This is a genomic window from Promicromonospora sp. NPDC023805 (assembly GCF_040639635.1).
Lineage (GTDB): Bacteria > Actinomycetota > Actinomycetes > Actinomycetales > Cellulomonadaceae > Promicromonospora.
Window position 1 is genome coordinate 157,702 of the sequence record NZ_JBFAAH010000005.1, and the last position, 26,527, is coordinate 184,228.

Consider the following 26,527-nt stretch of genomic DNA (forward strand, 5'->3'; position numbering starts at 1 on the left):
GCCATGGATCTCGACATCGACACCGTGCGGGTGGCGCGGACCCGGGAGGACTGTGTGCTGCTGCCCGGCGAGGCCTTTCTCGGCGGGGGCACGTACCTGTACTCCGAGCCGGTCCCCGCGGGAGTGACCGGTCTGGTGGACCTGACGGGGATGGGCTGGGAGCCGTGGTCCGTGGACGGCGCGGGACTGCGGGTCGCCGGGACGTGCACGCTGGAGCAGCTGGTGTCCGGGCCGGGTGCGCTGGGCGCGCACACGGGCGGGCCGTATCGCGCGCTCGGGCTCGTGGCGCCGTGCGTGTCGGCGCTGACGCTGTCGGCGAAGGTGGCTCGGATGGCGACCGTCGGCGGGAATCTTGCGCTGGGGCTGCCGGCCGGGTCCATGGTGGGGCTGTTCGCGGCGCTGGACGCGGTGGCGGTGATCTGGACGCGGGGGGTCTCGACCAGCGGGGGTGGGTCGCGGGTGGTTGCCGTGGCGGATCTCGTCACCGGTGCTGGGGCCGTGGACCTGGCGCCGGGGGAGGTGCTGCGTGAGGTGCGCGTGCCTTCTGCCATGCTCGCGCAGCGAACCGTGTTCCGCCGGGCGTCCCTGAGCTCGACCGGCCGCACGGCAGCCATGGTGACGGGGCGGGCGGGCGGCCAGGGTCCGACGATCACCGTGACCGCATCAGTGTCGGCGCCGCTCAGCCTGCGCGCCCGCGACCACGCGGCGGTCGACCGGTGGATCGACCGGCTGGACAGCACCGGCGCGTGGTTCGAGGACGTGCACGGCAGCCGCGACTGGCGGGCCGCGATGACACGACAGCTCGCCCATGAGGCGCTCGACGAGCTGGCCGGCACATGAGGATCGACGGCATCGCGGCGGCGGCAGAGCCGCGTCCCGGCCAGTGCCTGCGCACCTATCTGCGGGAGCAGGGCGCCACTGCCGTGAAGAAGGGCTGCGACGCGGGCGACTGCGGTGCGTGCACGGTGCTGCTCGACGGCGCCCCGGTGCAGTCGTGCCTGGTCCCCGCGCACCGGACGGTCGACTCCGAGGTGGTGACGGCCGCGGGGCTGGGACGGTTCGGGCCGGGCGGTGACCCTTCCGCTGATGTCGACCACCTGCACCCCGTACAGCAGGCGTTCGTCGAGGCCGCAGGGTTCCAGTGCGGGTTCTGCACGGCGGGCATGGTGTGCACGATCGCGGGCAGCGGGGTGGGCGAGGTCTCGACAGGCTCCACCCGCGAGAGCACCGGGGCCGGGGACGAGCTCAAGGGCAACCTCTGCCGGTGCACCGGGTACCGGTCGATCCGGGACGCCCTCGCCGGTCGCGTGAACACCGAGGTGGCCGAGCCCGGCCAGGCGTTCGGCCGCGCCGTCGTCGCGCCTGCCGCCGCCCGGGTCGTGAGCGGCCGCGAGGCCTACACGCTGGACGAACCCGCCCCGCCCGGGCTGCTGCACGTCGCGGTCCTCGGCAGCCCGCACCCGCACGCCCGGATCACCCGCATCGACACGACGGCGGCCCGCGGCGCCCCCGGTGTGCACCTCGTGCTCACCCACCACGACGTCCCCGACACCCTGTACTCGACCGCCCGCCACGAGAACCGCCTCGACGACCCCGACGACACCCGCATCCTCGACCCCGTGCTCCGGTTCGTGGGCCAGCGCGTCGCCGTCGCGGTCGCGGAGACGCCCCGGCAGGCCCGCGCGGCGCTCGCCCTCGTGGACGTCGAGTACGAGACGCTGCCCGCCGTCTTCGACCCGGAGGCGGCCAGGCAGCCCGGCGCGCCCCTGGTCCACCCCGGCAAGACACCTGGCGAGCACCGTGTCGCGGAGGCGAGCCGGAACGTCGTCGCGCAGCTGCACGAGGAGTACGCCGAGCCGGGGCACGACGGCGTCGCCGCGGCGCTCGCGGCATCTGCCGCCACCGTGCAGGGCACGTGGACCACCGACCGCGTGAACCACGTGGCCCTGGAGACGCACGGCGCGCGGGCGTGGCTCGCGCCCGGCCCACACGGCGACGTCCTGCACGTGCGCACCTCCACGCAGGTGCCGTTCCTCGTGCGCGCCGAGCTGGCCAGGCTCCTGGACCTCCCCGAGCAGCGGGTCCGTGTGGTGGCGGGCCGTGTCGGTGGCGGGTTCGGCGGCAAGCAGGAGCTCCTCGTGGAGGACGTCGTGGCGCTCGCGACCCTGCGCACCGGCCGGCCCGTGCAGTGGGAGCTCACGCGTGAGCAGCAGTTCACGATCGTGCCGTGCCGGCACCCGATGCGGATCGGCGTCCGCGCGGGCGCCGACGCGGACGGGCAGCTGACGGCGCTCGCCATCGACGTCCTGGCGGACACCGGCGCCTACGGCAATCACGCGCCGGGCGTCATGTTCCACGGCGTGCACGAGTCCATGGCCGTCTACCGGGCCCCGAACAAGCGCGTCGACGCCGAGTCGGTCTACACGAACAACGTGCCGTCCGGGGCGTTCCGCGGGTACGGGCTGGGGCAGGTGCAGTTCGCCATCGAGGGCGCGATCGACGAGCTGGCCGCGCAGCTCGGCATCGACCCGGTCGAGATGCGGCGCCGGAACGTGATCCGGCCGGGCGACGCGTTCGTCGTCGGGCGGCCCGTGGACGGGGACCTGGAGTACGGGTCCTACGGCCTGGACCAGTGCCTCGACCTGGTCGAGGGGGCGCTCTCCTCGGGGCGCGGCGACTCCGTCCCGGACGGCTGGGCCGAGGGCCGTGGCGTAGCGCTCGCGATGATCGCTACCATCCCGCCGCGCGGCCACTTCACGCACGCCAAGGTGTCGGTCGACGCCGACGGCGACTTCGTGGTCGACGTCGGGACCGCCGAGTTCGGCAACGGCACCACCACGGTGCACGCGCAGCTCGCGGCCACGGAGCTCGGGGTGCCGGTCGACCGGGTGCGGGTGCGCCCGTCGGACACGGCGACGGCCGGCTACGACACGGGCGCCTTCGGCTCGGCAGGCTCGGTAGTAGCGGGCCTGGCGGTCGCCCGAGCGGCGTCATCTCTCAAGCTCAAGCTGGACCAGCTGAGTGCTGGGTATTTGCCCCATCGAAACGGTTCGGCAGGGCAAATACCCAGCACTCAACTGGTTGGGGTCTGGGCCGAGGCCACGCATGACGGGTCGCCTCGGTCTGTCGCGTTCAACGTGCACGGGTTTCGGGTGGCCGTGCATCAGGGGACCGGGCGGGTGCGGATCCTGCAGTCGGTGCACGCCGCCGACGCCGGGGTCGTGATCAACCCGGAGCAGCTGCGCGGGCAGATCGACGGCGGCGTGGGGCAGGCGCTCGGCTCGGCGATGACGGAGCGGATGGTGGTGCGCGACGGCGTCGTCGTGACGCGCACCCTGCGGCACTACCGGGTGCCGCAGCTGTCCGACGTCCCGGTCACCGAGGTGCTGTTCGCCGACACCGTCGACCGCCTCGGGCCCCGCGGCGCGAAGTCCATGAGCGAGGCCCCGTACAACCCGGTGGCCCCGGCGCTGGCGAACGCGATAGCGGACGCCACGGGAGTCCGCCCGTGTGACCTGCCGATACAGCGGGACCGGCTGTGGGAGCTGCTGCGCGCACCGATCACACGGCCTGCAGCAGTCGCACCGACCGGCCGTGCGGGTCCGTGAGCGCTACCGGCTCGCCGTCGCGGGCCAGGATGAACTGGGGCGAGAGGCCCTCGGGAAGCCTGGCCGCGACGTCGGGCAGGACGGTCCAGCCCTCGTTGCTCAGCCAGACGGCGCCGCGCGTGCTCCTGAGGCCGGCCATCATGGCCTCGAACGTCACCAGCCCGGCGGGTGTGAGGTAGTAGAGCGCCGCGGAGTTCTGCACGACGACGGTGGCCTCGGCGGGTGCTGAGGCCACCAGGTCCGGCAGGCCGTCGAGCAGGTCGCCGGTGACCAGGCGCGGCGGGTCCTGGGCCACCGCACGCGCGGCGGCGCGGAGCGTCACCATCCGGTCGGTGTGCTCGGGCCAGACCAGCGCCTCCAGCCACGCGAGGTCGGCCGGGTCGCGCACGTCCAGGGGGTTGAGGTCGATGCCGGCGCGCCAGACGACGTCGGGCATCCGCGTGGGGACGGGGCCCTCGATGTCGCAGGGCAGCACCACGTCGGCCGGGCCGTCGGCCGGATCGAGGCGGGTGCGGCCGCCGTCGGGCGACGTGTACAGGTAGGAGTACCGGTCCGGGTAGAGGCACAGCCCCGCCGACGCGCCCACCTCGATCAGCGCGATCGGCCCCTCGATCGCCGCGAGGGCCGGCAGGAGGGTGGCGCAGCGCCGCGGCTCGTTGGTCTGGGTGGTGTGGGTGCGCATCACCTGCTCGACGTCGCGCCAGGCGGCGTGCAGCCAGGGCCGCACCTCGGCCCAGCCGCGGGCGGGCGCCCCGGCCAGCCGCGCCGCAGCGAACAGCAGGTTGGGCTGCCGCCTGGGCTCGGGCAGCGTGTCGAGCAGGGCGCACAGCTCCGGGTCGACGGCGACCCCGCGCGCCCAGTCCTGGTACGTGGGCGAGCCGCCGTTGAGCGCCTGGCTCCCGGCGAACTGGGCGTAGACGGCGGCGGTATCCATTCGGGTCACGCTACCGACCAGACCGCGGGTGCGAAACAGGTGTTTCGTGGGGGTGACCTGCTGGGAATGTGGTTGAAACGCCGCGGTGCGAGCATCGAAGGGTGATCAGCCATATCGAGAAGTCCGGCACGTCCCTGGCCTCCGTCGGCCCGGACGACGAGACCTGGCTCGCCCGCGCCGTCGAGGTCGCCACCCAGAACGTGGCCGACGGCGGTGGCCCGTTCGGGGCCGTCGTCGTGCGCGACGGCGTCGAGGTGGCGGCGGCCGGGAACCGGGTGACCCGCGACCTCGACCCCACTGCACATGCCGAGGTGGTGGCGATCCGGGCCGCGTGCCAGGCCCTCAAGACGTTCTCGCTGGCCGGGGCGACGCTGTACGCGTCGTGCGAGCCCTGCCCGCTGTGCCTGTCCGCGGCGCTGTGGGCCCGTGCGGACCGCGTCGTCTTCGCCGCGGACCGGCACGACGCCGAGCGGGCCGGTTTTGACGACCGCGAGTTCTACGAGCTCCTCGCGCGGGACCGGTCGACGTGGCCCAACCCCGTCGTCGAGCACCGGATCACGCGCGCAGGGGAACCCTTCGAGGCCTGGCGGGCACACACCGCGCGCACCCCGTACTGACCGCCCGGATAACGATCCGGTCGCGTGCAGCACGTTTTACGGCGGCGTGCTGGCGGTCACCGTGTTCGACGGTTCGTCGATGCCGACGCCGCCCGGCGTCCTGCGGCAGTACGGCGCCGACGGTTGGGCCTTCTACGCGAACAACTTCAGCGGCACCGTGGTGGAGGCGCTGATCGGGTTCGCGTGGGGCAACGGCCTGGCGCTCGTGCTGGCGGCCCTCGTGCTGCTCACGCCGCGGCTGGAGCCGGTGATCTCGCAGATCGCTGTCATCAGCTACTGCGTGCCGACCATCGCGGTCCTGCCGATCCTGTACATAGTGCTCGGCCCGCCGGACTCGGGCGAACCCTCGCCGACGGCGGTCGTGCTGGCGGCGCTGTCGGTCTTCTTCACCACGGTCGTCGGGGCGGTGCTCGGGTTCCGGTCCGCGGACCGGGCGGCGCTCGACGTCGTGCGGGTCTACGGCGGAGGCCGCTGGAAGCAGCTCGTCACGGTGCAGCTCGTGTCCGCGCTGCCGGAGATCATCAGCGCGTGCAAGATCGCGGCGCCCGCCGCGTTCCTCGGCGCGATCCTCGGGGAGTACATCGGCGGCGTCGACCGCGGCGTCGGACCCGCGCTCATCGCCGCGGGCCAGGGCCTCATGGTGGAACGCGCCTGGGGAATCATGTTCGCCTGCGCGCTCGTCGCGGGCGTTGGGTATGCGGTGTTCGGCGTGCTGGGCCGGGTAGCGGTGCCGTGGTCGACCGGAGGGGGACGAGGATGAGCAAGGGAAGCACCGGGCGCGACCTCGCGACCGGCGTCGGCAGGGCGCTCGGGACGGCGCTGCTCATGCTCGCGATCCTCACCGTGGTGTGGGTCGTGTCGGTGGCGCTGGTGGACAACACCTTCGTCGCCAAGGGCCCCGCCGAGGTCTACGAGTTCCTCTTCGCCGACGACGACGCCGCCAAGACCCGCGCGGAGATCGCCACGGCGCTCGGCGTGACGCTGGGCGACGCCGCCATCGGGTTCGTGGCGGGCATGCTCGCGGCGACCGTCATGGCGGCTCTGATCGTGCTGTTCCGGCCGGTCGAGACCGCCGTCATGCCGGTGGCGCTGATCCTGCGCGCGGTGCCCCTCATCGCGCTGACGCCGATCATCCGGCTGCTCTTCTCCGACGAGCTGGTCCGCGTGGCGGTGGTGTCCGGGATCGTCGTGCTGTTCCCCGCCCTGGTGAACATCGTCCAGGGGCTGCGCTCGGTGTCCACGCAGATGTCCGACGTCGTGCACGTGTACGGCGGCGGACCGTTCGCCCTGCTGGTCAAGGTCGCGTTCCCGTCGGCGCTGCCCGCGCTGTTCGCGTCGATCCGGATCTCGGTGCCGGGCGCGATCACCGGCGCGCTGCTTGCCGAGTGGCTGATCACCGGCCGGGGGATCGGCAGCATGGTGGTCAACGCCGTGGGACGGTCCGAGAACAACCTGGTCTGGACGGGCATGCTCGTGGTGACGCTGGCCTCCCTGGCGCTCTACCTCCTGGCGCAGATCGCGGAGTCGTTCGTCCTGGCCCGCTACGGCCGGTGACGGGCTCGTGAGAGGAGTCGGGGTCGTGCTGGCCGGCGGGGCCGGGACCCGGTTCGGGATGCCCAAGGCGCTCGCCCGGGCCGGCGACGGCACCCCCTGGCTCGAGCTCGCGTGCCGCGCGCTGCTCGACGGCGGCTGCCAGGACGTCGTAGTGGTGCTCGGGGCGCGGGCCGACGAGGCGCGGGAGCTGGTGCCCGCCACGGCCACGGCAGTGGTCGCCGTCGACTGGGCGTCCGGGATAGCGGCGTCGCTCCGGGCGGGCCTCGCCGCGGTCGCGAGCGCGCCGGCCGGCGGGGCGAGCGGGGCCGACGTCGCCGTCGTCTCCCTCGTCGACCTGCCCGGCCTGCGGGCCGACGCCGTCCGCCGGGTGCTCGCCGCCGTGTCCGGGGAGCCGGACGCCGCACGCCACGCGCTGGCCCGCGCCGTCTACGGCGGCGAGCCCGGCCACCCCGTGCTGGTCGGCCGCGCGCACTGGCGGCCGCTGGCCGACGCGGTGCGGGGCGACACGGGCGCCGGTCCGTACCTGCGCGCCCATGCCGCCGTCGCCGTCGACTGCACTGACCTCGGTGGCGGCGACGACGTCGACCGGGCAGGTCCCGCGAGGTTTCCCGACCAGGGGGAGTAGGGCCAGCCCGAGCACGCACTCGGGGTGATCCCTGACCTTTCCCCAGTTCTGCCCGAATCCTGTCGCCGTGGCCGGTCCGGCTACGTAGTCTCTGGAGCGTGCCGGAACACCGGACGCGAGGCCCGAGCCGGAGGTGGTCCGATGAACGCAGCGGCCTGGGCAGTCCTTCTGGCCGTCCTGGTGACGGGGTGGGTGCTGCTCGACGGAGCCGTCCAGGGCGCCGGCGCGACCCTGCTGCAGGAGCGCCACGACGGCGGGAACCGGCGGCGCGAACCGGCGGAGCGGCGCGTGGTGCTGGGCGCCGTCGGGCCGCTGCTCGTGCCCGGCGAGGTGTGGCTCGTGGCCGCGCTCGGGGTGCTGATCGGCGTGTTCCCGCACGCCACGGCAGACCTGCTGGACGCAGGGTCTCCGGTGGCGATCACGCTGATCGGCTCGTGGGTGCTGCGCGACGCCGGGATCTGGCTGCGCAGCCGACGGCCCGGCAAGATCTGGCGGGACGTGTGGGACGTCGTGCTCGTGGTCGCGAGCATCGCGCTCGCCGGGAGCTGGGGCGCGCTGCTGGGCGTGGCGTGGGGGAACGGCCTCGCGGCCCTGGCCCTCGGCATCGTGGCGGTGGTGGTGACGCGCCTGCACGGCGACGCCGTCGTCGCGTGGCGCCTGCGCCGCACGGGACCGCTGCCGGTGATCGTCACCTCGGTGATGATCACGGCGCCAGTCGTCGGGACCGCCGTCGCCGCGTGGCCGCGGCTCGTCGAGGGCGGGATCGCCCCGGAGGCCATGGCGTCGCTCGGATTCGTGGCGATGGCGGTGCTGCCGGTGATCCTCGCGCTCCAGGTCCTCGCGTGGTGGCTCATCGCCCGCCCGCTGGGCAGGCGGGACACTCTGTTCTTCTGACCGGTTGTTCTGAGCTGTTCTTCTGAGCTGTTCTTCTGATGGCTGCCGGACCTTTGCTACAGGTCAGGGCGAGATGCCGGTAAAGTCCTGCTCACCATGACCATGAAGAACCGCATAGTCTGCGCGCTGCTCGGCGCGCTGGCTTTCGCCACCGCGACCCTGCTCCTACCGTGGCTCCCGGACGCGCTGGTGGCGCTGCTCGGGTCGGGTGGTGTCCTGCTGTTCCTCGCCGCGCTCGTGCTGCCGACGAACACACGCCAGCCGCCGGTGCACAGCCTGACGGTCCTCGACAAGGGCTACCTGACGCCCGCCGAGATCCACCAGATCCTCGGGATCTGGCTCCCGACCGGAAGCTCCTCCCTGGATGCCAGGGACGCGCAGTGGACGGTCGCCCGGCACGTCGCCAAGTGGCGCGCGGACCACGTGGTCAACGTGATGGACTTCCACGGCGTCCTCGCCGAACGCCGCGTCGAGCTGCTCTCGGTGGTGCAGTGGATAGGCGTGCACCTGCTGCCCGCGTTCCTCGGCCTGATGTTCCTGATCCCCACGCTCGCCCTCACGGGGTTCGAGAAGATCAGCAACAACTTCCTGCAGACGGTCCTGCTCTTCGCGATCTGGGGGACGGTCGCGCTCATCGTCCGCGGCGTGCTCGAGAAGCACGTGATCCACCGGTTCGTGTGGGAGCCGGAGCTGACGACGGACGGCACGCGGTTCGTGGAGCGCTGACGCGGAGCGCAGCGCGACCAGAAGATGGAGAGCGCTGACGCGTCCCGAGTGTCAGACGCACCTGGGATGATGTTCTCGTGCCCCTGTACCGAGACGACGCGATTGTCCTGCGCACCCACAAGCTGGGTGAGGCGGACCGCATCGTCACGTTCCTGACGCGCGAGCACGGCAAGGTGCGCGGAGTGGGCAAGGGCGTGCGGCGGACGTCATCCAAGTTCGGTGCGCGGCTGGAGCCGTTCATGGCCGTCGACGTGCAGTTCCACACCGGTCGCAGCCCGCGTCCCGGTATGGGGCTCGACACCGTGACGCAGGTCGAGACCATCGGTGCGTACGCCCGGGCCATCAGCCAGGACTACGGCCTGTACACGACAGGCACCGTGATGCTCGAGGCCGCCGACCGGCTGGTCGCGCAGGAGCACGAGCCGTCCGTGCAGCAGTACTGGCTGCTCGCCGGCGGGCTGCGAGCCCTGTCGGAGCGGCACCACGACGCCGGCCTGGTGCTCGACTCGTACCTGCTGCGCGCGCTCGCGGTCGCGGGCTGGGCGCCGTCGTTCGAGGACTGTGCGCGCTGCGGCGAGCCAGGGCCGCACCACTCGTTCAACGTGGCGCAGGGCGGCGCCGTCTGCCCGCGCTGCCGGCCGCCGGGTTCCACCGCGCCGGCGCCCGAGACCTTCGCCCTGTTGTCCTCGCTGCTCGCGGGCGACTGGGAGACCGCCGACGCGTCCGACGCGCGGCACCGCAAGGAGGCGAGCGGCCTCGTCGCCGCCTATGGCCAGTACTACCTGGAGAGAACGTTGCGATCGTTGAAGATGGTGGAGCGCTGATGGCCCGGACCGCGAGCCGCGAGCTGGTGGCGCCCTTCCCGCACCCGTCCGGCGCGCAGGCCCCGCGAATCCCGAAGGAGTTCGTGCCGCGCCACGTCGCCATCGTCATGGACGGCAACGGGCGCTGGGCGAACGCCCGTGGCCTGCCCCGCATCGAGGGGCACCGGGCGGGTGAGCACTCACTGCTCGACGTCGTCGCCGGGGCCGTCGACGTCGGCGTCGAGTACGTCTCGGCGTACGCGTTCAGCACCGAGAACTGGAAGCGCTCGCCCGAGGAGGTGAGCTTCCTGATGAACTTCACGCAGGACGTGATGCGGCGCCAGTGCGACGTCATGGCGTCGTGGGGCGTGCGGATCCGCTGGGCCGGACGCCGTCCGAAGCTGTGGAAGTCGGTGATCAACGTGCTGCAGGAGGCCGAGGAGCGCACCAAGGACAACGACCTCTGCACCCTGACGATGTGCGTCAACTACGGCGGCCGGGCCGAGCTTGCCGACGCCGCCGCGGCCATGGCGCGCGATGCCGCCGCCGGCCGGCTCAACCCGAACCGGGTCAACGAGAAGACTGTGCAGAAGTACCTCTACCTGGCCGACCTGCCCGACGTGGACCTGTTCCTGCGCTCGTCCGGCGAGCAGCGCACGTCCAACTTCATGCTGTGGCAGGCCGCGTACGCCGAGATGGTGTTCCTCGACGAGCCGTGGCCCGACGTCGACCGCCGGCACCTCTGGCGCGCCGTCGAGGAGTACGCGAGCCGCGACCGCCGCTACGGCGGTGCGCTCGACACCCCCACGCCGAAGTCGAGGTAGACACGGGCAGCAAGCGAGCGCATCATCCACCGTCCGGCTGTGGATGATGCGCTCGCCTGTTTTCCGCTGCGATGCGACTTAGATCTGCGCGATGACGAACTGGCCGCGCTTTCCCTGCACGTCGTCGATCGACAGCGAGGTGCCAGCCGACTCGAGGTGTACCTCGACCCTTGTCGGGACACCGTCGCACGGAGCCTTGTACGGGGAGTCGGTTCCTTCATAGATGATGCTCAGCTGATCTCCGCCTTCGCATCTGACGTAGATCACGAACGAACTCGACCGCACCTGAGGGATGTCGATCGGCGAACCGTCGATGTCGCCGGCCAGGATCAGTTCCTCGCCGTCCCGTAGGTCTTCGGACAAAGGTGCGAGCTCGCTCGAGGCGGAGGGCGCTGTAGAACGGTCCGGTTGAGGACCGGACTCAGGCCCCCGGGACGTGCAGCCTGCGGTGATCGCGATGGCCAACGCGCCTGCCGCGATCGTGCCGCACGCGCGCCTGCTCACTCGTAGAACCGCCAGGCGTTGCGCTCGGGTGCGGTCGAGGTCCAGTCGACACGTACTCGGCCGCCGCCCGGTCCGAGATTGGTCGTCACGCTGTAGCCGCTCATCTTCTCTACCCACGTACCGCGGTCACAGTAGACCCTGGATCTGGCCGGCACAGTGAACGTGCCTGACGTCTCCAGACCGGACGTGAGGCTCGTCTCCAGCGCGTATCCAGCGGTGACGTCCATCTCGGCGAAGATCCCGGCCTTCACGGCGGTGCTGATGCTCGCGTTCACGGTGTGCTTCGTTGTCTTGCTCGTTGTTGCCTTGCAGGTTCCGCTTATCGAGCGCGAGGTGTCGTTGAGGATCGCGTCACGGTACGCGACGGTGAAGGACGACCGATGGGTCGACGTCACCTCCGAGCAGGTCCGCAAGCTCCCGCCACCCCCGTGGGACAGGCACGTCGCGGCTGAGGCTGTGGGTGCTACGGCGACGATCGCGCTACCGGACAGGACGAACGCTGCCATGACCGCGACGATCCGACGCATTGTGGGCTTGTGCATGGGGCTCCGTTAACCATAGATAGATCTTCATGCCAGGCGGCGGGTGAAATCTATTCCCTGCCTTGCGTGTGCACAACGAAATACACATGCGCACGATGAATTGCCGAGGCGGGGAGGCTAGCCCAGGACGTTGGCGAGCTCGTCGACCAGCGCGGGCACGCCGTCCGCGTAGTCGTACGAGAGCGCGGTCGGGGGGCCGACCGACGAGACGGGGATCGTGCCGGCGAGCTGGGCGAGCCTGCCTGCCTTGATGGCCGGGATCGCCTGCAGCTCGGGCTTGTCCGGAACCTCCGCCGCGAGCTCTTCGGTCTGGGAGTAGTTGACGACGACGTCCGACTCGAGCTTGTCCAGCTCCTCGTAGGACAGGGTGTACGTGAACTCCTTGCCATTGGTGGTGTCGAGCTCGTCGACAGCCGGCGCGGTGGTGAAACCGAGGCGCTCCAGGAAGCCGGCGCGAGCGTCGGACGAGTTGTAGACGTACACCGCGTCGAGGTCCGGTGCGTCCCAGATCGCGGCGATCGTCTTGCCCTCGAACTCGGGGTGTTCCTCCGCGAGACCGGCGAGGTACTCGTCGATGCCTGCGAGCACGTCTTCACCCGCGGCGCTGCGGCCGAGCGCATTCGCAGTCAGCGTGATCGTGTCGTCCCACGACGTCTGCCACGGTCCCTCCGGGTAGGCGACGACCGGGGCGATCTCGCTGAGCAGGTCGTACTGCTCCTGCGTCATGCCCGAATAGGGAGCGACGATGAGGTCGGGCTCGGCGGCCGCGAACTCCTCGTAGGGCACGGACGCGCCGGCCTCGGCGTCGGTCAGCACCGTGGGCTTGTCGATGCCCGCCTCGTCGTAGGCCTCCTCGACCCACGGCAGGAGGTTGCCCTCGCCGACGGTCCAGGTCTGCTCGGCGACTGCGACCGGGTAGACGCCAGCGGCGATCGCGGCCTCGGTCGAACCCCAGCCCCACGTGGCGACACGCTCGGGTGCCGCGTCGATGGTGGTCTCGCCGAGGGCGTGCTCGATGGTCAGGGGGAACTCGTCGGTCGCGCCGGAAGCATCGGCCGACGGCGTCGCGCCGTCCGCGGCCGGGGCTTCGGACGAGCAGCCCGACAGGGCGAGGGCGGACGCGGCGACAATGCCGACGGCCGCCGCGAGGGAACGGCGAGGGCGCACGGTTACTCCTGGGGGTTCAGGCGAACGACCGGCGGATGCCGGTCGAGATGAGGTAACCCTAACCACATTAGGTAACGACGATGTTGCGAAATTGGGGAGCCCTGAGTGAGGTGCGTTACGCGCCGGAGTGGAAGCGGCCCACCGGGACGACGAGCGGCGAGCCCGCCACCGGGTCGAGCACGACCTGGGCGCGCAGCCCGAACGCCTCGCTCACGACCTCCTGGGTCAGCACGTCCGACGGCGCGCCCTCGGCGACGATCCGCCCTGCCGACATCACGACCAGGTGGTCGGCGTAGCGCGCGGCGAGGTTGAGCTCGTGCAGCACCATCGCGACGGTGGTGCCGCGGTCCCGGTTCAGCTCCGTGAGCAGGTCCAGCAGGTCGAGCTGGTGGCGCACGTCGAGGAACGTCGTCGGCTCGTCGAGCAGCACGATGTCGGTCTGCTGGGCCAGGACCATCGCGATCCACACGCGCTGACGCTGGCCGCCCGACAGCTCGGCGACGGGCCGGTCCGCGAGCTCCGCGACGCCGGTGGACTCCAGCGCGGTGGTGACCACTGCGTCGTCGTCGGACGAGTGCCTCCCGAACCAGCCCTGGTGCGGGTAGCGGCCGCGGCTGACGAGCTCGGCGACGCGGACGCCGTCGGGCGCGATGGACGACTGCGGCAGCATGCCGATCTTGCGGGCCAGCTCCTTGCGGGGCATCGCCGTGATGTCGGTGCCGTCGAGCGTGATCCGGCCGCCGTCGAGCGGGTGCAGCCGCGCGAGGCCGCGCAGCAGCGTGGACTTGCCGCAGGCGTTCGGCCCGACGACGGCGGTGATCTTGCCGTCGGGCAGTGTCAGGTCGAGGTCCTCGATGACACGCAGGCCCTCGTAGCCCAGGCTGACGCCTTCGGCGCGCAGGTTGGTCATCGGCTCCTCTTCTCGTTCGTGGCGAGCAGCCACAGCAGGTAGGGGGCGCCCACGAGCCCCGTGACGATGCCAACGGGGGCGGCCACGCCGAGCAGCGCGTGCTGCCCGACGACGTCCGCCACCAGGGTCAGTGCCGCTCCGGTGGCGGTGGACGCGACGAGCGCGGCGCCGCCGTCGTTCACCAGGCGGCGGGCAATGGCGGGGGCGACCAGGGCGACGAAGGCGATCGGGCCGGCCGCGCTGGTCGCGAGCGCGACGAGCGCCACAGCGAGCAGCAGCGTGCCGATCCGGGCGGCGTCCACGTGCACGCCGAGGGCGCGCGCGTTGTCGTCCCCGAGCGAGAGCGGCCCCTGCGTCCGGGCGACCAGCGCGACGACGACGGCGAGCACGACCGTGCCGGAGGCGACGAGCGCGAGCTGTTCGCCGCGGATGTCGGACACGGAGCCGACGGTCCAGATGAGCACACCCGCTGCCTCGTTCTCCTCCGCGCGGGCCATCGCCCAGGCGACCAGGGACGAGCACAGGTACGCGAACCCGACGCCGACCAGCACGAACCGGATCGAGTGCAGACCCTTGCGCCAGGCCAGCAGCCAGATCGCGAGGGCGACGAGGCCGGCGCCCGCGAAGGCCAGGCCGGACAGCGCCACCCCGCTCATGCCCAGCGCCAGCAGGCCGGTCACTGCCCCGAGGCTCGCCCCGCTGGAGATCCCGAGGATGTCGGGCGAGGCCAGCGGGTTGCGCAGGGTCGACTGGAACAGGGCGCCCGCCAGCCCGAAGGCGGCGCCGACCACGACTGCGGCCTCGATGCGGGGCAGGCGCAGCTTCTGGATGATGAAGACGTCGCCCTTGTCGCCAAGCCCGAGGGCCCCGGCGATCGCCTGGCCCGGGGTCAGCCCGGCGGCGCCGATCAGCAGGGCTCCGGTCCCGGCGACGAGCACCAGGAGGGCCATCCCGGAGACGACGAGGACCTGACGGCGGCGCCGGACGGCCCGCAGGCCGGCGACGACGGTGTCGACGGTGTTGCTGGTGTCGGCGGTCATCAGGCTCCCACCACGTTCCTGCTCCGGGCGACGGCGATCAGCACCGGCGCACCAAGGAGCGCGGCGACGACGCCGGCCTCGAGCTCCGACCGGGGCAGGATCAGCCGTCCGAGGACGTCGGCGGCCAGCAGCATCACGGGGCCCAGGAGCGCACCGATCCCCATGACCCAGCGGTAGTCGGTGCCGACGAGGCGGCGCGCTGCGTGCGGTACCACGAGGCCGACCAGCGCGATCGGACCGGCGAGCGACGTCGCCGTACCGGCGAGCAGCACGATGGCGATCGCGGAGAGGGTGCGCGTGGTGCCCACCCGCTGGCCGAGCGCCGTCGCGACGTCGTCGCCGAGGGCCAGCATGTTGAGCCGGTGCGAGAGCACGGCGGCGAGGATCACGCCGACCAGGATGAACGGCCACAGCCAGGCGACGGTGTCCAGGCCGCGGCCGGTCAGGGAGCCGACCGACCAGAACCGGTACAGGTTGAACGCCTGCTGGTCCTGCAGGAGGACGAGCGTGATGAGCGGCGTGATGAGCGCCGTCACGGCGGCGCCGACCAGCACGAGCCGCACGGGCTGGCCGCGCCCCACCGAGAACACGATCGCCGCAGCGGCGGCTGCGCCGAGGAACGCGAACCAGACGTAGCCGATCGGCGAGGTGATGCCGAAGATCCAGACCGCACAGACCACGGCGAGCGACGCGCCCGAGTTCAGGCCCAGCAGGCCGGGATCGGCGATCGGGTTCCGCGTGACCCCCTGGATCAGGGTGCCCGCGGTGCCGAGCGCGATCCCGGCCGCGAGGCCGACGATGGTGCGGGGTAGCCGCTGGTCCAGGACCACGTCGTGGTCCACGAACCCGGCGACCGGTGCGGTGAGGGCGCGCCAGACCTCCGCCGGGTTGATGTCGCGGACGCCGAGCGCGAGGCTCGCGAGGACGACGAGAAGCAGGGCGACGAGCGCCGTCGCCAGCGCGAGCGTCCTGCGGCGGGCACGGTGGGCTACGGCTTCCGCACCCTCACGGCGTCCCGCGGGCGCAGCCGCAGGTGAGGTAAGCATTGCCTAAGTGTTCCATAAGCCGCGGAATGGTCAGGACGCTCACCGGCGGGGGTGGTCAGGAGTAGGAGTCGCAGCCCCAGCCGTCGTTGTCGGCGTCGAGGCGGTGGTAGTCGTTGTTGCCCACCCAGACGGTCCGGCCGATCTGCGAGCAGTCGACGTCGGGGTTGGTCGGCGAGACGGGGCACTCCCAGCGACCGCCGCCGTAGGTGCAGACCTCGTCGCCCGCGGTCGCTGCCTGCAGGGAGGACGTGCGGGCCCAGGAGATGATCCAGGTCCCGGTACGCGTCGGCTTCCACGTGGTGCGGTACTCGCCGTTCGAGTTGGTGCGGACGTTCTTGACCGCGCGGCTGCCGTCGGGGCCCGCCGGGTCGAACCGGACCGTCAGCGTCTTGCCGGCCGGCGCGCGGTGCCACGTGCCCGACCGCTTGTAGCTCATGGTGCCCTCGATCGTGAGCGTGCTGCCCGCCTTGATCGGCTCGGGTGCCGCGTTGATCTTCACGATGGTCGGATCGGGGGTCGCCGCGTGAGCTGGCGCGGACGCCGTGAGGGCGAGCGCGAGAACGCTCACGAGGGCAACGATGGTTCGGCGGATCATGGGGGCCAACCTCTTCCGGTACTTGTGTGGTGCCGGGATTGCGGCACGCTACGACTACCAGAGCCTCCGGCCTGCACATTCTGATCAGGTTTGACCTGTTCTCACCCGGGTGAGAGCGCCGGCCAAGGTGCCGAATCGGCGGGCGTGAAAACCCTGGTGAGTTCACCCTCGGATTCGTAGCGGGGACGAGTGCGGGCTCCGTAGCATCCGTCGAGCAAGGGCAGCGTCGGGTCCGGAACTGGCCGGTCACAGATGATCGGAGCAGTGGCACGGGTGCGAACCGAGGTGGTCGGCGCGGTGGGAGCCATGTTGATGCTGGTCGGCTGCGCTGCGGGCGGGGTGAGTGAGCACCGGGACGACGGTCCGGGCGGCGACTCTCATCCATTGTCGATATACGGAGGGGGCGGCGGAATGTCCGTGCTGCCTCCCGAGGGTCGCCATCCCGGCGAGCCCTGGTCTGCGACATTCGGAAGCTTCATACCGTGCCTCGACGACGACCGTCCGATGACCATCAGTGGTTTCGACTGGACCAGCCCTGCGGGCCTCGAGCCGCGAAGCGTTGTGGCGTACCTGCGCACCTTCGATCGGTCTGAGACCGACCCGTACTTGTCGATGCTGGGCACTCCGGCTGACCCGCTCGACAAGTACTTCGAGGAATCTCCGGGGACAATCACCGAGGGCATTCAAGGCCATGGGGTGACTGTTCAGTGTGCGGATGCATTCAATGGGCGCGTCGAAGAGATCATGCTGGCCGTAGAGGTCGACGATGCAGGCGCCCTCTTGGAAGATGTCTCATTCGACTACGAGTCCGAGTCCGGCCGGAAGTATCGCGTCGTGACGGACTGGAAGCTCTACGTCTGTGGGGACAAGGTTCCGGAGGCAGGTGTCAGTTGTGGAGCCGGCGGTCCGCCAGAATAAATGAGTCGTCCGCGGCTGCTCCTAAGGCTGGGTCTCGTACCCGGCCCGTAGAAACGGCCACGGACGGCTCATGTCGACAGCTGCGTTACCCCTCAGGCCCCGACGAGGTGACCGGCCAGGTAACCGACTACCTTGTCCAGCGCCACGCGCTCCTGCTCCATGGAGTCACGGTGCCGGATCGTCACTGCCTGGTCGTCGAGCGTGTCGAAGTCGACAGTGATGCAGAACGGCGTACCGATCTCGTCCTGGCGGCGGTAGCGCTTGCCGATGGCCTGCGTCACGTCGTAGTCGACGTTCCAGAACTTCCGCAGCTCGGCGGCCAGGGCCTCCGACGTCGGGAGCAGGTCCGCCGTCTTGGACAGCGGCAGCACCGCTGCCTTGACGGGCGCCAGGCGCGGGTCAAGACGCAGCACGGTGCGCTTGTCGACGCCGCCCTTGGTGTTGGGCGCCTCGTCCTCCGCGTACGCCTCGACGAGGAAGGCCATGAGGGACCGGGTGAGGCCCGCGGCCGGCTCGATGACGTACGGGTAGTACTTCTCGTTCGTCACCGGGTCGCGGTACGCGAGGTCCTTGCCGGAGCTCTCCGTGTGGGTCTTCAGGTCGAAGTCCGTACGGTTCGCGATGCCCTCGAGCTCACCCCACTCGCTGCCCTGGAAGCCGAAGCGGTACTCGATGTCCACCGTGCGGGTCGAGTAGTGCGACAGCTTGTCCTTGGGGTGCTCGAAGTGGCGCAGGTTGTCGGCCGAGATGCCCAGGTCGGTGTACCAGCTGGTGCGCTGGTCGATCCAGTACTGGTGCCACTCCTCGTCCTCGCCCGGCTTGACGAAGAACTCCATCTCCATCTGCTCGAACTCGCGCGTGCGGAAGATGAAGTTGCCCGGCGTGATCTCGTTGCGGAACGACTTGCCGATCTGGCCGATGCCGAACGGCGGCTTCTTGCGCGCCGCCGCTGCGACGTTGGCGAAGTTCACGAAGATGCCCTGCGCGGTCTCGGGGCGCAGGTAGTGCAGGCCGGACTCGTCCTCGACCGGGCCGAGGTGCGTCTTCAGCATCATGTTGAAGTCGCGCGGTTCGGTCCACTGGCCGCGGGTACCGCAGTTCACGCACACCAGGTCCGTCAGCGGCACGGAGTCCGGGTCGTCGATGCCCTTCTTCTCCGCGTGCGCCTCCTGCATCTGGTCCACGCGGTAGCGCTTGTGGCACGAGAGGCACTCGGTGAGCGGGTCGGTGAACACGCCGACGTGGCCGGAGGCGACCCACACCTGGCGGGGCAGGATGACCGACGAGTCGAGGCCGACGATGTCGTCACGGCTCGTGACGGTCGAACGCCACCACTGACGCTTGATGTTCTCCTTGAGCTCCACACCGAGGGGGCCGTAGTCCCACGCAGAGCGCGTTCCACCGTAGATCTCACCCGACGGGAAGACGAAACCTCGTCGCTTCGCGAGCGAGACGACGGCGTCGAGCTTGGCGGTCTGCGCAGAGCGCACTGACTTGTCGGACACGAGGGTCTCTCCAGGGGAACAGGCGGTAAACAATGTCCGCCCAGCCTACCGTCCGGGCAGGTTGAGGCCTGCGCGAATAAGCCAGTGACCGACCTCTCGGTGTCGATCTTTGACAACGGTTCTCAACAGGCGTGAGAATCGTTCTCATGATAAAGACTCGCGCCACCAGCGCTGCTCTCGCCGGCCTCGCTCTCGTCGCCACGGCGACCCTCGCAGGCTGTTCGACGCAGAACGCGGTCGGCTCCTCCGGCGAGTCCGACGGCGTCACCGTGCTCGCCTCGTTCTACCCCCTCCAGTACGTGGCGCAGCAGATCGGCGGCGACCTGGTCACTGTCGACAACCTCACGCCCCCGGCCGCCGAGCCGCACGACCTCGAGCTCTCCCCGGCGCAGGTCCGCGAGATCGGCACCGCCGACCTGGTGGTCTACCTGTCCGGCTTCCAGAACGCCGTCGACGAGGGCGTCGAGGCGCGCGCGCCCAAGCATGTGGTCGACGCGGCCGACGCCGCAGGCCTCGTCGAGCACGCCGAGGAGACCGAGGAGGAGCACGCGGGCGAGACCGAGGAGGAGCACGCGGAGCACGACCACGGCGCCACCGACCCGCACTTCTGGCTGGACCCGAGCCGGCTCGCCGCCGTCGGGAAGGTAGTCGCCGACGAGCTGGCCGCAGTGGACCCGGAGCACGCCGACGAGTACGCCGCGGGAGCCCAGCGCCTCGGCCAGCAGCTCGACGAGCTGGACCAGGAGTTCGCGGACGGCCTCGCCGCCTGCCAGGGCGCCACGCTCGTGACGAGCCACGCCGCGTTCGGCTACCTCGCCGACCGGTACGCGCTGGAGCAGGTGGGTATCTCCGAGCTCGACCCCGAGGTGGAGCCGTCCCCGGCCCGCCTGCGCGAGATCGGCGACATCGTCGAGGAGCGCGGCATCAAGACCCTGTACTCCGAGACGCTCGTGAGCCCCAAGGTCACCGAGACCCTCGCCGCCGACCTGGGTGTGAACACCGCCGTGCTGGACCCGCTGGAGGGCCTGTCCGAGGACGCCACGGCCGCGGGCGACGACTACGTCTCGGTCATGCAGGCCAACCTCGCCGCACTGGAGGAGGGCCTGGTCTGCGAATGACGGACACTAGGCAGGTGACCGAGACGAGCGAACCCGTCATCGAGGCCCGTGGCCTGCACTTCCGTGCGGGCGCGAGCCACATCCTGCGCGGCATCGACCTGACGGTGGATCGCGGCGAGGTCGTCGCGCTGCTGGGCGCGAACGGCTCCGGCAAGTCGACCCTCGTGCGTGCGCTCGTCGGCATCAACTCGCCGTCCGATGGCACCGTCCGTCTGCTCGGCAAGCCCCTCGGGGCCGGCCGGCGCGGGGCCGCCGTCGACTGGAGCCGCATCGGCTACGTGCCACAGCGCGCGACGGCCGGCGGCGGCATCCCGTCGACCGCGCAGGAGGTCGTCGCGTCCGGCCTGCTGCACGGCCGCCGGCTGTGGCCGCCGCGCGGCTGGCGCGACCAGGTCGACACGGCCCTCGAACAGGTTGGCCTCGCCGACCGGGTGCGCGACCCCGTGCACCTCCTGTCGGGCGGCCAGCAGCAGCGCATCCTCATCGCGCGCGCCCTGGTCCGGGAACCCGACGTTCTTGTACTGGACGAGCCCGTCGCGGGTGTGGACGTCGCCAGCCAGGAGGCGTTCGCCGCCACCATGAAGCGGCTGGTCGACGGCGGCCTCACCGTGCTCGTCGTCCTGCACGAGCTCGGTGAGCTCGAGCCGCTCGTCACCCGCGCCGTCGTGCTGCGGCACGGCAAGGTGGTGCACGACGGCGCCCCGCCGCGCGCCCGGCACGACCACGACCGCGTCGGACACCGGCACCAGCACCCGCACGCCGACGACAACGACAGCCGGACGGCTCGGGACACCGAAGCCAGGGCACTCGACCTGGAGGTGCGCCCGTGATCATGCTCATGCTGACCGACCCGTTCATGCAGCGGGCCCTCATCGCCGCGCTCCTCGTCGGCATCACCGCCCCCGTCGTCGGCACCTACCTGGTGCAGCGCAAGCTGTCCCTGCTCGGCGACGGGATCGGCCACGTCGCCCTGACGGGCGTCGCCCTCGGCTGGCTCGTCGGCGCGGGCATGGGGCTGACGCCGAACGACGCCCTCGCCATCCCCGGCGCCGTGATCGCCGCGGTGATCGGCGCAGTCCTCATCGAGGTGGTCCGGCGCCGCGGCCGCACCTCCGGCGACCTCGCGCTCGCCATCATGTTCTACGGCGGCATCGCAGGCGGCGTCTTCCTCATCGGGGTCGCCGGCGGCTCCTCCGGGAACCTCATGCAGTACCTGTTCGGCTCGATCTCCACGGTGACCGACGGCGACCTCTGGCTCACCGTCGTGCTCTCCCTCGTGGTGCTGGCCGTCGGGGTGGGCCTGCGGCACGCGCTGTTCTCGGTCAGCCACGACGAGGAGTTCGCCGTCGCGTCCGGCCTGCCCGTCTGGGCGCTGAACATCATCGTCGCCGTCGTCTCCGCCCTCACGGTGACGGTCGCCATGCGCGTCGTCGGCCTGCTCCTCGTCAGCGCGCTCATGATCGTGCCCGTCGCCGTGGCGCAGCAGGTCACGCACGCCTTCGGGCGCACCATGCTCACCGCGTGCGTCGTCGGCGTCGTGGTCTGCGTGTCCGGCCTGACCATCACCTACTGGTACAACGTCTCGCCGGGCGCGACTATCGTGGTCCTTGCCATCGCGGTCTACGCGGTGGTCTCACTGGTGGCACCGTTCCTGACCCGGCGGCGTCCCGCGCACGACCCGCATCCAGACCTGCCCGACGACGTCGACCTGCCTGCTGCCGCATCGGAACGTGCGGTGGCCGCCGCGAAGGAGTGCCGCTGATGGCCGCACGTATGACCCGCCAGCGGACAGCCGTCGTCGAGGCGCTCGACGAGATCGCGGACTTCCGCTCGGCGCAGCAGCTGCACGAGACCCTGCGCGCCCGCGGCGAGTCCGTCGGCCTCGCGACCGTGTACCGGGCGCTGCAGGCGCTCGCGGAAGCGAGCGAGGTGGACGTCCTGCGCGCCGAGGACGGCGAGAGCCTCTACCGCCGGTGCGCGCGCCGCGAGCACCACCACCACCTGGTGTGCCGGATGTGCGGCCGGACCGTCGAGATCGACGGGCCCACGGTCGAGGCCTGGGCCTCGAAGGTCGCAGCGGCCCAGGGCTTCGACGACATCGAGCACACGATCGAGCTCTGGGGCACCTGCGCGGACTGCCGCGCGACCGCCGCGAGCTGACCTGTCAGACCCGCCCCGACCTGTCAGACGTACAGGTCACTCGGGTGACCTGTACGTCTGACACGTGGGCATGCGTCTGACAGGTGCGTTCCCGGGTTCGGGCTGCCACAACAGGAAGAGTTCCGGCGGGTGTCCGCATTCGCAGGAGCACATGGCAGGATGCGTGCATGACCTCAGCACGGCACCCCGCGGACCGGCGGGGCAGGCTCCCCGCGCGGGCTGAGGTGGTAGTCGTCGGCGGCGGTGCGATCGGCGCGTCGGTGGCGTTCCACCTCGCCGAGGACGGCGTCGACGTGCTGCTCCTGGAGGCCGAAGAGCTCGCCTCGGGCAGCTCGGGCAAGCCCATCGGGGGAGTGCGGGCGCAGTTCTCCGACCCCGCGAACGTCGACCTCGGCAGCCGCAGCCTCGAGCTGTACGAGGACTTCGTCAACCGTCCGGGCGCGGACATCGGGCTGCAGCAGCCGGGCTACCTGTTCCTCCTGCCGGACGGCGACGACGTCACGCTCTTCGAGGAGTCGGTGGCCATGCAGAACGAGCGCGGCGTGGCGAGCCGCATGCTCAGCCCCGACGCCGTCCGCCGGCTCAACCCGTACGTCGACGTCGACCGGTACCAGGGCGCCGCCTACGCCGCGAGGGACGGGTTCGCCCACCCCAAGGCCGTCGTCGAGGGGTATGCCGCGGGCGCCGAGCGCCACGGCGCGACCGTCCGCACGCACGTGACGGCCATCGACGTCGAGACGAGGGGCGACGACGTCGTAGCGGTCTGGACGAACCAGGGCCGGGTGCGGACCGGCGCCGTCGTGCTGTGCGCGGGCGCGTGGACGCGCGACGTGGCCACCAAGGCGGGGCTCGACCTGCCCGTCGACCCCTACCGGCGGCAGATCGGCTTCACCCCTGCGCTGGAACCGGCGCCGTCGCGGATCCCGTTCACCATCGACTACGGCACCACCTTCTACTTCCACAACGCGGCACCCGACGGCCTGCTGCTCGGGATCGCCGACCCGGCGACGCCCATCGCCTTCGAGCGCACGTACGACCCGGCCTGGCTGCCGCTGCTGCGCGGCGCGCTGGGGGCCTGCGCCCCGGAGCTGGTCGACGTGCCGGTAGCGCGCGGCTGGGCGGGTCTCTACGAGATGACGCCGGACCACAACGCCCTCATCGGCGAGGCCACCGGCGTGCCGGGGCGCGTGCTGTACGCCGCCGGCTTCTCCGGCCACGGGTTCCTGCAGGCACCCGCGGTCGGCGAGGCGGTGCGTGACCTGTACGCGGGCCGCACGCCCCCGATCGACGTGTCCGGGTTCAGCGCCGACCGGTTCGCTGCGGACCCTTCCGGCACGACCACCACCGGCCCGGGGCGACGAGGCCCCGAGGCCAACATCATCTGACGGACCCATCTGACGGACCCATCTGAAGGACAAGGAGACACCGATGTCGGCACCGACGTTCCTCGAGCCCTGGCAGCTCAGGGCCGCGTTCGCGCGCAGCCTCTCGGACATGTACGGCAAGGAAGTTCCGGCCTACACCACGCTGCTCGACGTGTCGCACGAGGTCAACGCCGACTTCGTGGCGAAGCACGGCGCGGACGCCGAGCGGCTCGGCTCCATCGCGCGCGTCACCGCGGAGCGGCACGGCGCGATCCGCGTGGGAACGCCCACCGAGATGTCGCAGGTCGCCCGGATCTTCGGCGCCATGGGCATGCAGCCGGTCGGGTTCTACGACCTGCGCGACGCGTCGTCGAGCTCCGTCCCGGTGATCTCGACGGCGTTCCGCCCGATCGAACGCGCGGAGCTGGCGCGCAACCCGTTCCGGGTCTTCACGTCGATGCTCGTCACGGCGGACCGCCGGTTCTTCACCGCCGACCTCGAGCGGCGCCTGGAGAACTTCCTCGGCGCCCGCACGCTGTTCGGCCCGGAGCTGCTGGCCCTCGCCGACCGGGCAGAGACCGAGGGCGGCCTGCCCGAGGACCAGGCGGCGGAGTTCCTGCGCCTGGCGACCGAGGCGTTCGAGCTGTCCGGTGAGCCCGTGGACCAGGCCTGGTACCGCGAGCTGGAGGCAGTCAGCGCCGTGGCCGCCGACATCGGCGGCATCGCCTCGACGCACATCAACCACCTCACGCCGCGTGTGCTCGACATCGACGACCTGTACGCGCGCATGGAGGCCCGCGGGATCACGATGATCGACGCGATCCAGGGCCCGCCGCGCTGGGAGGGTCCGGACGTCCTCCTGCGCCAGACGTCGTTCCGCGCGCTCGCGGAGCCGCGCACCTTCCGCACGGCCGACGGCGAGATCGTGAGCGACTCACTGCGCGTGCGGTTCGGCGAGGTCGAGGCGCGCGGCATCGCGCTGACCCGCGAGGGCCGTGCCGCGTACGACGCAGCGGTCATCGCGATCGACGAGGCCGCCGCCGCGGCCCGCGCCGAGGACCCCGGCTTCACGGAGGCGCAGCGGCAGGAGATCGCCCGCGCCGTCTGGCAGAAGACCTTCCCGACGACGGAGGCGGAGCTCGCTGCCCAGGGCCTCGGCTGGTTCACCTACGAGTCCTCCTCGTTGGTCGAGCCTGTCGAGACCCGCTTCCGCCGCGAACCCGTCGTCTACGAGGACTTCCTGCCGCGCTCCGCGGCCGGCATCTTCCAGTCCAACCTGACCTCCGACGGTGCCAAGGACGCGAGCCAGGAGGGCATCAACCGCGACGCGGACTGGATGTCCGGCGCGCTCGGCCGCGAGCTCAACGACCCCTTCGACCTGTACGCCGACCAGGTGGCCAGGTCGCTCGCCGCCGCCGCCGAGACCCTCGGCGTCGAACCGGCCACCCTCACCACGCCCAACCGCACAACGGGAGCATCGCGATGACCAGCACCACCACCCACACCCCGCTGACCACCGAGCTGCGGGACGCCGCCCTCGCCGCCCTGGAGCGGCTGGGTGCCACGGCTCCGGAAGCCTCGACCGACGGTGACCTCGCCGTCGTGTCGCCGCTGTCCGGCCAGCCCCTGCTGTCCGTGCGTCGTGACGGCGCCGCAGAGGCCACCGCCGCCGTCGACCGGGCCGCCGAGGCCTTCACCGCGTGGCGCTCCGTCCCCGCCCCCGTGCGCGGCCAGGTGATCAAGCGCCTGGGCGAGCTGCTGACCGAGCACAAGACCGATCTGGCCGAGCTGGTCACCATCGAGGCGGGCAAGGTCACGAGCGAGGCCCTGGGCGAGGTCCAGGAGATGATCGACATCTGCGACTTCGCCGTCGGGCTGTCGCGGCAGGTCGGCGGACGCACCATGCCGTCGGAGCGCCCGGGTCACCGCCTCATGGAGACGTGGCACCCGATGGGCGTCGTCGGCGTGATCAGCGCGTTCAACTTCCCGGTGGCCGTGTGGTCCTGGAACACGGCCGTGGCGCTCGTCTGCGGCGACACCGTGGTGTGGAAGCCGAGCGAGAAGACGCTGCTCTCGGCAGTTGGCGCCTCCGCGCTGCTCGACCGGGCGCTGGCCGAGGCCGGTTTCCCGGCGGGCGTCTCGCAGCTGCTCCTGGGTGACCGCGAGGCCGGCGAGGCCCTCGTCGCCGACCCGCGCGTGGCGCTCGTCTCGGCGACCGGTTCCGAGCGGATGGGCCAGCAGGTCGCCCCCGTCGTCGCCGCGCGTGGCGGCCGGTACCTCCTGGAGCTGGGCGGCAACAACGCGGCGATCGTCGCGCCGTCGGCGGACCTCGACCTCGCCGTACGCGGCGCGGTGTTCTCGGCGGCCGGCACGGCCGGCCAGCGCTGCACCTCGCTACGCCGCCTGATCGTGCACGAGTCGGTGGCGGACGAGGTCGTCGCGCGGCTCGCCAAGGTCTACGGCGGCCTGCCGGTCGGCGACCCGCGTGCCGAGGGCACCCTGGTCGGCCCGCTGGTCGACGCCGGTGCGCGCGACCGCATGTTCGCCGCGATCGACGAGGCGGTGGCCGCGGGCGGCAGGCTCGTGGTGGGCGGCACCGCGGTGACCGTGCCCGGCGCCGAGGACGCGGCGTACGTGCACCCCGCGATCGTGCGGATGACGGCGCAGGCCGACGTCGTCAAGCGCGAGACGTTCGCGCCGATCCTGTACGTGCTCACCTACTCGGAGCTGTCCGAGGCGATCGCCGTCCACAACGACGTGCCCCAGGGCCTGTCGTCGGCGATCTTCACCATGGACGTGCGCGAGGCCGAGACGTTCATGTCGGAGGCCGGCTCGGACTGCGGCATCGTGAACGTCAACATCGGGACCTCTGGCGCGGAGATCGGCGGCGCGTTCGGCGGCGAGAAGTCGACGGGCGGCGGGCGCGAGTCCGGTTCGGACGCGTGGAAGCAGTACATGCGCCGCGCCACGAACACGGTGAACTACTCGACCGAGCTGCCGCTGGCGCAGGGCGTCAACTTCGGCTGAGTCGCCGGCTTGTCCGCGAAGTAGAGCGCCTGTCCGGTCTCCCTGG

28 protein-coding genes are annotated in these 26,527 nt (G+C 71.5%); 19 read left to right on the forward strand and 9 right to left on the reverse strand.

The window, feature by feature from the left end:
* Positions 1-3 precede the first annotated feature (3 nt).
* Together AB0F70_RS08025 and AB0F70_RS08030 are read left to right on the forward strand one after the other, a co-directional pair.
* Entirely contained in the window at positions 4-840 is an 837-nt protein-coding gene (locus AB0F70_RS08025; protein WP_357445836.1) for an FAD binding domain-containing protein, read from the forward strand.
* Entirely contained in the window at positions 837-3,608 is a 2,772-nt protein-coding gene (locus AB0F70_RS08030) for a molybdopterin cofactor-binding domain-containing protein (protein WP_357445840.1), read from the forward strand. Before AB0F70_RS08025 ends, AB0F70_RS08030 begins: the two co-directional genes overlap by 4 nt.
* On the opposite strand, the gene AB0F70_RS08035 is transcribed toward AB0F70_RS08030, so the two are convergent.
* On the reverse strand, positions 3,562-4,542 hold the full coding sequence (locus tag AB0F70_RS08035) for a DUF2332 domain-containing protein (RefSeq protein WP_357445843.1): 981 nt from the start codon (positions 4,540-4,542) through the stop codon (positions 3,562-3,564). The genes AB0F70_RS08030 and AB0F70_RS08035 overlap by 47 nt on opposite strands.
* Positions 4,543-4,646: 104 nt before the next feature.
* Here AB0F70_RS08035 and AB0F70_RS08040 point away from each other — a divergent pair, with 104 nt between their 5' ends.
* The 8 genes from AB0F70_RS08040 to AB0F70_RS08075 all read left to right on the forward strand — a co-directional run bounded on the left by AB0F70_RS08040 (position 4,647) and on the right by AB0F70_RS08075 (position 10,585).
* The gene (locus AB0F70_RS08040) at positions 4,647-5,159 is read left to right on the forward strand and encodes a nucleoside deaminase (protein ID WP_357446007.1); all 513 of its coding nucleotides are present in this window, start codon (positions 4,647-4,649) and stop codon (positions 5,157-5,159) included.
* 79 nt (positions 5,160-5,238) lie between these two features.
* Positions 5,239-5,919, forward strand: a complete 681-nt coding sequence (locus tag AB0F70_RS08045) for an ABC transporter permease subunit (RefSeq protein ID WP_357445846.1) — start codon at positions 5,239-5,241, stop codon at positions 5,917-5,919.
* Positions 5,916-6,713 carry an ABC transporter permease subunit gene (locus tag AB0F70_RS08050; protein ID WP_357445848.1) on the forward strand — a complete coding sequence of 266 codons (798 nt, stop codon included), beginning with the start codon at positions 5,916-5,918 and terminating at the stop codon, positions 6,711-6,713. Before AB0F70_RS08045 ends, AB0F70_RS08050 begins: the two co-directional genes overlap by 4 nt.
* 7 nt (positions 6,714-6,720) lie before the next feature.
* Positions 6,721-7,338, forward strand: a complete 618-nt coding sequence (locus AB0F70_RS08055; protein ID WP_357445851.1) for a nucleotidyltransferase family protein — start codon at positions 6,721-6,723, stop codon at positions 7,336-7,338.
* Positions 7,339-7,479: 141 nt separating this feature from the next.
* Positions 7,480-8,232, forward strand: a complete 753-nt coding sequence (locus tag AB0F70_RS08060) for a cytochrome d ubiquinol oxidase subunit II (protein ID WP_357445854.1) — start codon at positions 7,480-7,482, stop codon at positions 8,230-8,232.
* A gap of 96 nt (positions 8,233-8,328) precedes the next feature.
* Complete coding sequence (locus AB0F70_RS08065) at positions 8,329-8,958, forward strand: hypothetical protein (RefSeq protein WP_357445857.1); 630 nt, start codon at positions 8,329-8,331, stop codon at positions 8,956-8,958.
* A 77-nt stretch (positions 8,959-9,035) separates the two neighbouring features.
* Positions 9,036-9,782, forward strand: coding sequence for a DNA repair protein RecO (gene recO / locus AB0F70_RS08070; RefSeq protein WP_357445860.1), 747 nt, complete (start codon positions 9,036-9,038; stop codon positions 9,780-9,782).
* Entirely contained in the window at positions 9,782-10,585 is an 804-nt protein-coding gene (locus AB0F70_RS08075) for an isoprenyl transferase (protein ID WP_357445863.1), read from the forward strand. Before recO ends, AB0F70_RS08075 begins: the two co-directional genes overlap by 1 nt.
* Positions 10,586-10,663: 78 nt before the next feature.
* On the opposite strand, the gene AB0F70_RS08080 is transcribed toward AB0F70_RS08075, so the two are convergent.
* Both AB0F70_RS08080 and AB0F70_RS08085 read right to left on the reverse strand, forming a co-directional pair.
* Positions 10,664-11,089 (reverse strand): hypothetical protein, encoded by a 426-nt coding sequence (locus tag AB0F70_RS08080; RefSeq protein ID WP_357445866.1) that lies wholly within the window; start codon positions 11,087-11,089, stop codon positions 10,664-10,666.
* Positions 11,086-11,364 carry a hypothetical protein gene (locus AB0F70_RS08085; protein WP_357445869.1) on the reverse strand — a complete coding sequence of 93 codons (279 nt, stop codon included), beginning with the start codon at positions 11,362-11,364 and terminating at the stop codon, positions 11,086-11,088. The genes AB0F70_RS08080 and AB0F70_RS08085 overlap by 4 nt, the downstream gene beginning before the upstream one ends.
* On the opposite strand from AB0F70_RS08085, the gene AB0F70_RS08090 reads away from it, so the two are divergent.
* Entirely contained in the window at positions 11,351-11,644 is a 294-nt protein-coding gene (locus tag AB0F70_RS08090; protein WP_357445872.1) for a hypothetical protein, read from the forward strand. The genes AB0F70_RS08085 and AB0F70_RS08090 overlap by 14 nt on opposite strands.
* 104 nt (positions 11,645-11,748) lie before the next feature.
* Here AB0F70_RS08090 and AB0F70_RS08095 read toward each other — a convergent pair whose 3' ends face one another.
* The 5 genes from AB0F70_RS08095 to AB0F70_RS08115 form a co-directional block, all read right to left on the reverse strand.
* Positions 11,749-12,798 (reverse strand): iron-siderophore ABC transporter substrate-binding protein, encoded by a 1,050-nt coding sequence (locus tag AB0F70_RS08095; protein ID WP_357445875.1) that lies wholly within the window; start codon positions 12,796-12,798, stop codon positions 11,749-11,751.
* A gap of 115 nt (positions 12,799-12,913) precedes the next feature.
* The gene (locus AB0F70_RS08100; RefSeq protein WP_357445878.1) at positions 12,914-13,708 is read right to left on the reverse strand and encodes an ABC transporter ATP-binding protein; all 795 of its coding nucleotides are present in this window, start codon (positions 13,706-13,708) and stop codon (positions 12,914-12,916) included.
* Positions 13,705-14,748, reverse strand: coding sequence for an iron chelate uptake ABC transporter family permease subunit (locus tag AB0F70_RS08105; RefSeq protein WP_357445881.1), 1,044 nt, complete (start codon positions 14,746-14,748; stop codon positions 13,705-13,707). The genes AB0F70_RS08100 and AB0F70_RS08105 overlap by 4 nt, the downstream gene beginning before the upstream one ends.
* Positions 14,748-15,794 carry an iron ABC transporter permease gene (locus AB0F70_RS08110; protein WP_357445884.1) on the reverse strand — a complete coding sequence of 349 codons (1,047 nt, stop codon included), beginning with the start codon at positions 15,792-15,794 and terminating at the stop codon, positions 14,748-14,750. The genes AB0F70_RS08105 and AB0F70_RS08110 overlap by 1 nt, the downstream gene beginning before the upstream one ends.
* Positions 15,795-15,849: 55 nt before the next feature.
* Positions 15,850-16,389 (reverse strand): hypothetical protein, encoded by a 540-nt coding sequence (locus AB0F70_RS08115; protein WP_357445886.1) that lies wholly within the window; start codon positions 16,387-16,389, stop codon positions 15,850-15,852.
* Between the two features lie 306 nt (positions 16,390-16,695).
* Between AB0F70_RS08115 and AB0F70_RS08120 the strand changes: the two genes are divergently transcribed.
* Positions 16,696-17,307, forward strand: coding sequence for a hypothetical protein (locus AB0F70_RS08120; RefSeq protein WP_357445889.1), 612 nt, complete (start codon positions 16,696-16,698; stop codon positions 17,305-17,307).
* Positions 17,308-17,399: 92 nt separating this feature from the next.
* Here AB0F70_RS08120 and AB0F70_RS08125 read toward each other — a convergent pair whose 3' ends face one another.
* Complete coding sequence (locus AB0F70_RS08125; RefSeq protein ID WP_357445892.1) at positions 17,400-18,812, reverse strand: glycine--tRNA ligase; 1,413 nt, start codon at positions 18,810-18,812, stop codon at positions 17,400-17,402.
* Between the two features lie 146 nt (positions 18,813-18,958).
* Here AB0F70_RS08125 and AB0F70_RS08130 point away from each other — a divergent pair, with 146 nt between their 5' ends.
* The 7 genes from AB0F70_RS08130 (at position 18,959) to AB0F70_RS08160 (ending at position 26,481) form a co-directional block, all read left to right on the forward strand.
* Positions 18,959-19,930 (forward strand): zinc ABC transporter substrate-binding protein, encoded by a 972-nt coding sequence (locus AB0F70_RS08130; protein ID WP_357445895.1) that lies wholly within the window; start codon positions 18,959-18,961, stop codon positions 19,928-19,930.
* A gap of 14 nt (positions 19,931-19,944) precedes the next feature.
* Positions 19,945-20,760 (forward strand): metal ABC transporter ATP-binding protein, encoded by an 816-nt coding sequence (locus AB0F70_RS08135; protein WP_357445898.1) that lies wholly within the window; start codon positions 19,945-19,947, stop codon positions 20,758-20,760.
* A gap of 2 nt (positions 20,761-20,762) precedes the next feature.
* A complete protein-coding gene (locus tag AB0F70_RS08140; RefSeq protein WP_357446010.1) occupies positions 20,763-21,692 on the forward strand; it encodes a metal ABC transporter permease in 930 nt (309 codons plus the stop codon).
* Positions 21,692-22,090 (forward strand): Fur family transcriptional regulator, encoded by a 399-nt coding sequence (locus tag AB0F70_RS08145; protein ID WP_357445901.1) that lies wholly within the window; start codon positions 21,692-21,694, stop codon positions 22,088-22,090. Before AB0F70_RS08140 ends, AB0F70_RS08145 begins: the two co-directional genes overlap by 1 nt.
* Positions 22,091-22,257: 167 nt before the next feature.
* Complete coding sequence (locus tag AB0F70_RS08150) at positions 22,258-23,475, forward strand: FAD-binding oxidoreductase (protein WP_357445904.1); 1,218 nt, start codon at positions 22,258-22,260, stop codon at positions 23,473-23,475.
* Between the two features lie 43 nt (positions 23,476-23,518).
* A complete protein-coding gene (locus AB0F70_RS08155) occupies positions 23,519-24,940 on the forward strand; it encodes a DUF1338 family protein (RefSeq protein ID WP_357445907.1) in 1,422 nt (473 codons plus the stop codon).
* The gene (locus AB0F70_RS08160; RefSeq protein ID WP_357445910.1) at positions 24,937-26,481 is read left to right on the forward strand and encodes an aldehyde dehydrogenase family protein; all 1,545 of its coding nucleotides are present in this window, start codon (positions 24,937-24,939) and stop codon (positions 26,479-26,481) included. Before AB0F70_RS08155 ends, AB0F70_RS08160 begins: the two co-directional genes overlap by 4 nt.
* Positions 26,482-26,527: the final 46 nt, after the last annotated feature.

Excerpts from the sequence above, each read along its gene's own strand:
- AB0F70_RS08025 (WP_357445836.1), top strand. The coding sequence starts at position 4 with ATGGATCTCGACATCGACACCGTGCGGGTGGCGCGGACCCGGGAGGAC.
- AB0F70_RS08030 (WP_357445840.1), top strand. The coding sequence starts at position 837 with ATGAGGATCGACGGCATCGCGGCGGCGGCAGAGCCGCGTCCCGGCCAG.
- AB0F70_RS08035 (WP_357445843.1), bottom strand. The coding sequence starts at position 4,542 with ATGGATACCGCCGCCGTCTACGCCCAGTTCGCCGGGAGCCAGGCGCTC.
- AB0F70_RS08045 (WP_357445846.1), top strand. The coding sequence starts at position 5,239 with ATGCCGACGCCGCCCGGCGTCCTGCGGCAGTACGGCGCCGACGGTTGG.
- AB0F70_RS08050 (WP_357445848.1), top strand. The coding sequence starts at position 5,916 with ATGAGCAAGGGAAGCACCGGGCGCGACCTCGCGACCGGCGTCGGCAGG.
- AB0F70_RS08060 (WP_357445854.1), top strand. The coding sequence starts at position 7,480 with ATGAACGCAGCGGCCTGGGCAGTCCTTCTGGCCGTCCTGGTGACGGGG.
- AB0F70_RS08065 (WP_357445857.1), top strand. The coding sequence starts at position 8,329 with ATGACCATGAAGAACCGCATAGTCTGCGCGCTGCTCGGCGCGCTGGCT.
- AB0F70_RS08075 (WP_357445863.1), top strand. The coding sequence starts at position 9,782 with ATGGCCCGGACCGCGAGCCGCGAGCTGGTGGCGCCCTTCCCGCACCCG.
- AB0F70_RS08090 (WP_357445872.1), top strand. The coding sequence starts at position 11,351 with ATGCTCGCGTTCACGGTGTGCTTCGTTGTCTTGCTCGTTGTTGCCTTG.
- AB0F70_RS08100 (WP_357445878.1), bottom strand. The coding sequence starts at position 13,708 with ATGACCAACCTGCGCGCCGAAGGCGTCAGCCTGGGCTACGAGGGCCTG.
- AB0F70_RS08105 (WP_357445881.1), bottom strand. The coding sequence starts at position 14,748 with ATGACCGCCGACACCAGCAACACCGTCGACACCGTCGTCGCCGGCCTG.
- AB0F70_RS08110 (WP_357445884.1), bottom strand. The coding sequence starts at position 15,794 with ATGCTTACCTCACCTGCGGCTGCGCCCGCGGGACGCCGTGAGGGTGCG.
- AB0F70_RS08115 (WP_357445886.1), bottom strand. The coding sequence starts at position 16,389 with ATGATCCGCCGAACCATCGTTGCCCTCGTGAGCGTTCTCGCGCTCGCC.
- AB0F70_RS08120 (WP_357445889.1), top strand. The coding sequence starts at position 16,696 with ATGTTGATGCTGGTCGGCTGCGCTGCGGGCGGGGTGAGTGAGCACCGG.
- AB0F70_RS08130 (WP_357445895.1), top strand. The coding sequence starts at position 18,959 with ATGATAAAGACTCGCGCCACCAGCGCTGCTCTCGCCGGCCTCGCTCTC.
- AB0F70_RS08140 (WP_357446010.1), top strand. The coding sequence starts at position 20,763 with ATGCTCATGCTGACCGACCCGTTCATGCAGCGGGCCCTCATCGCCGCG.
- AB0F70_RS08145 (WP_357445901.1), top strand. The coding sequence starts at position 21,692 with ATGGCCGCACGTATGACCCGCCAGCGGACAGCCGTCGTCGAGGCGCTC.
- AB0F70_RS08150 (WP_357445904.1), top strand. The coding sequence starts at position 22,258 with ATGACCTCAGCACGGCACCCCGCGGACCGGCGGGGCAGGCTCCCCGCG.
- AB0F70_RS08155 (WP_357445907.1), top strand. The coding sequence starts at position 23,519 with ATGTCGGCACCGACGTTCCTCGAGCCCTGGCAGCTCAGGGCCGCGTTC.
- AB0F70_RS08160 (WP_357445910.1), top strand. The coding sequence starts at position 24,937 with ATGACCAGCACCACCACCCACACCCCGCTGACCACCGAGCTGCGGGAC.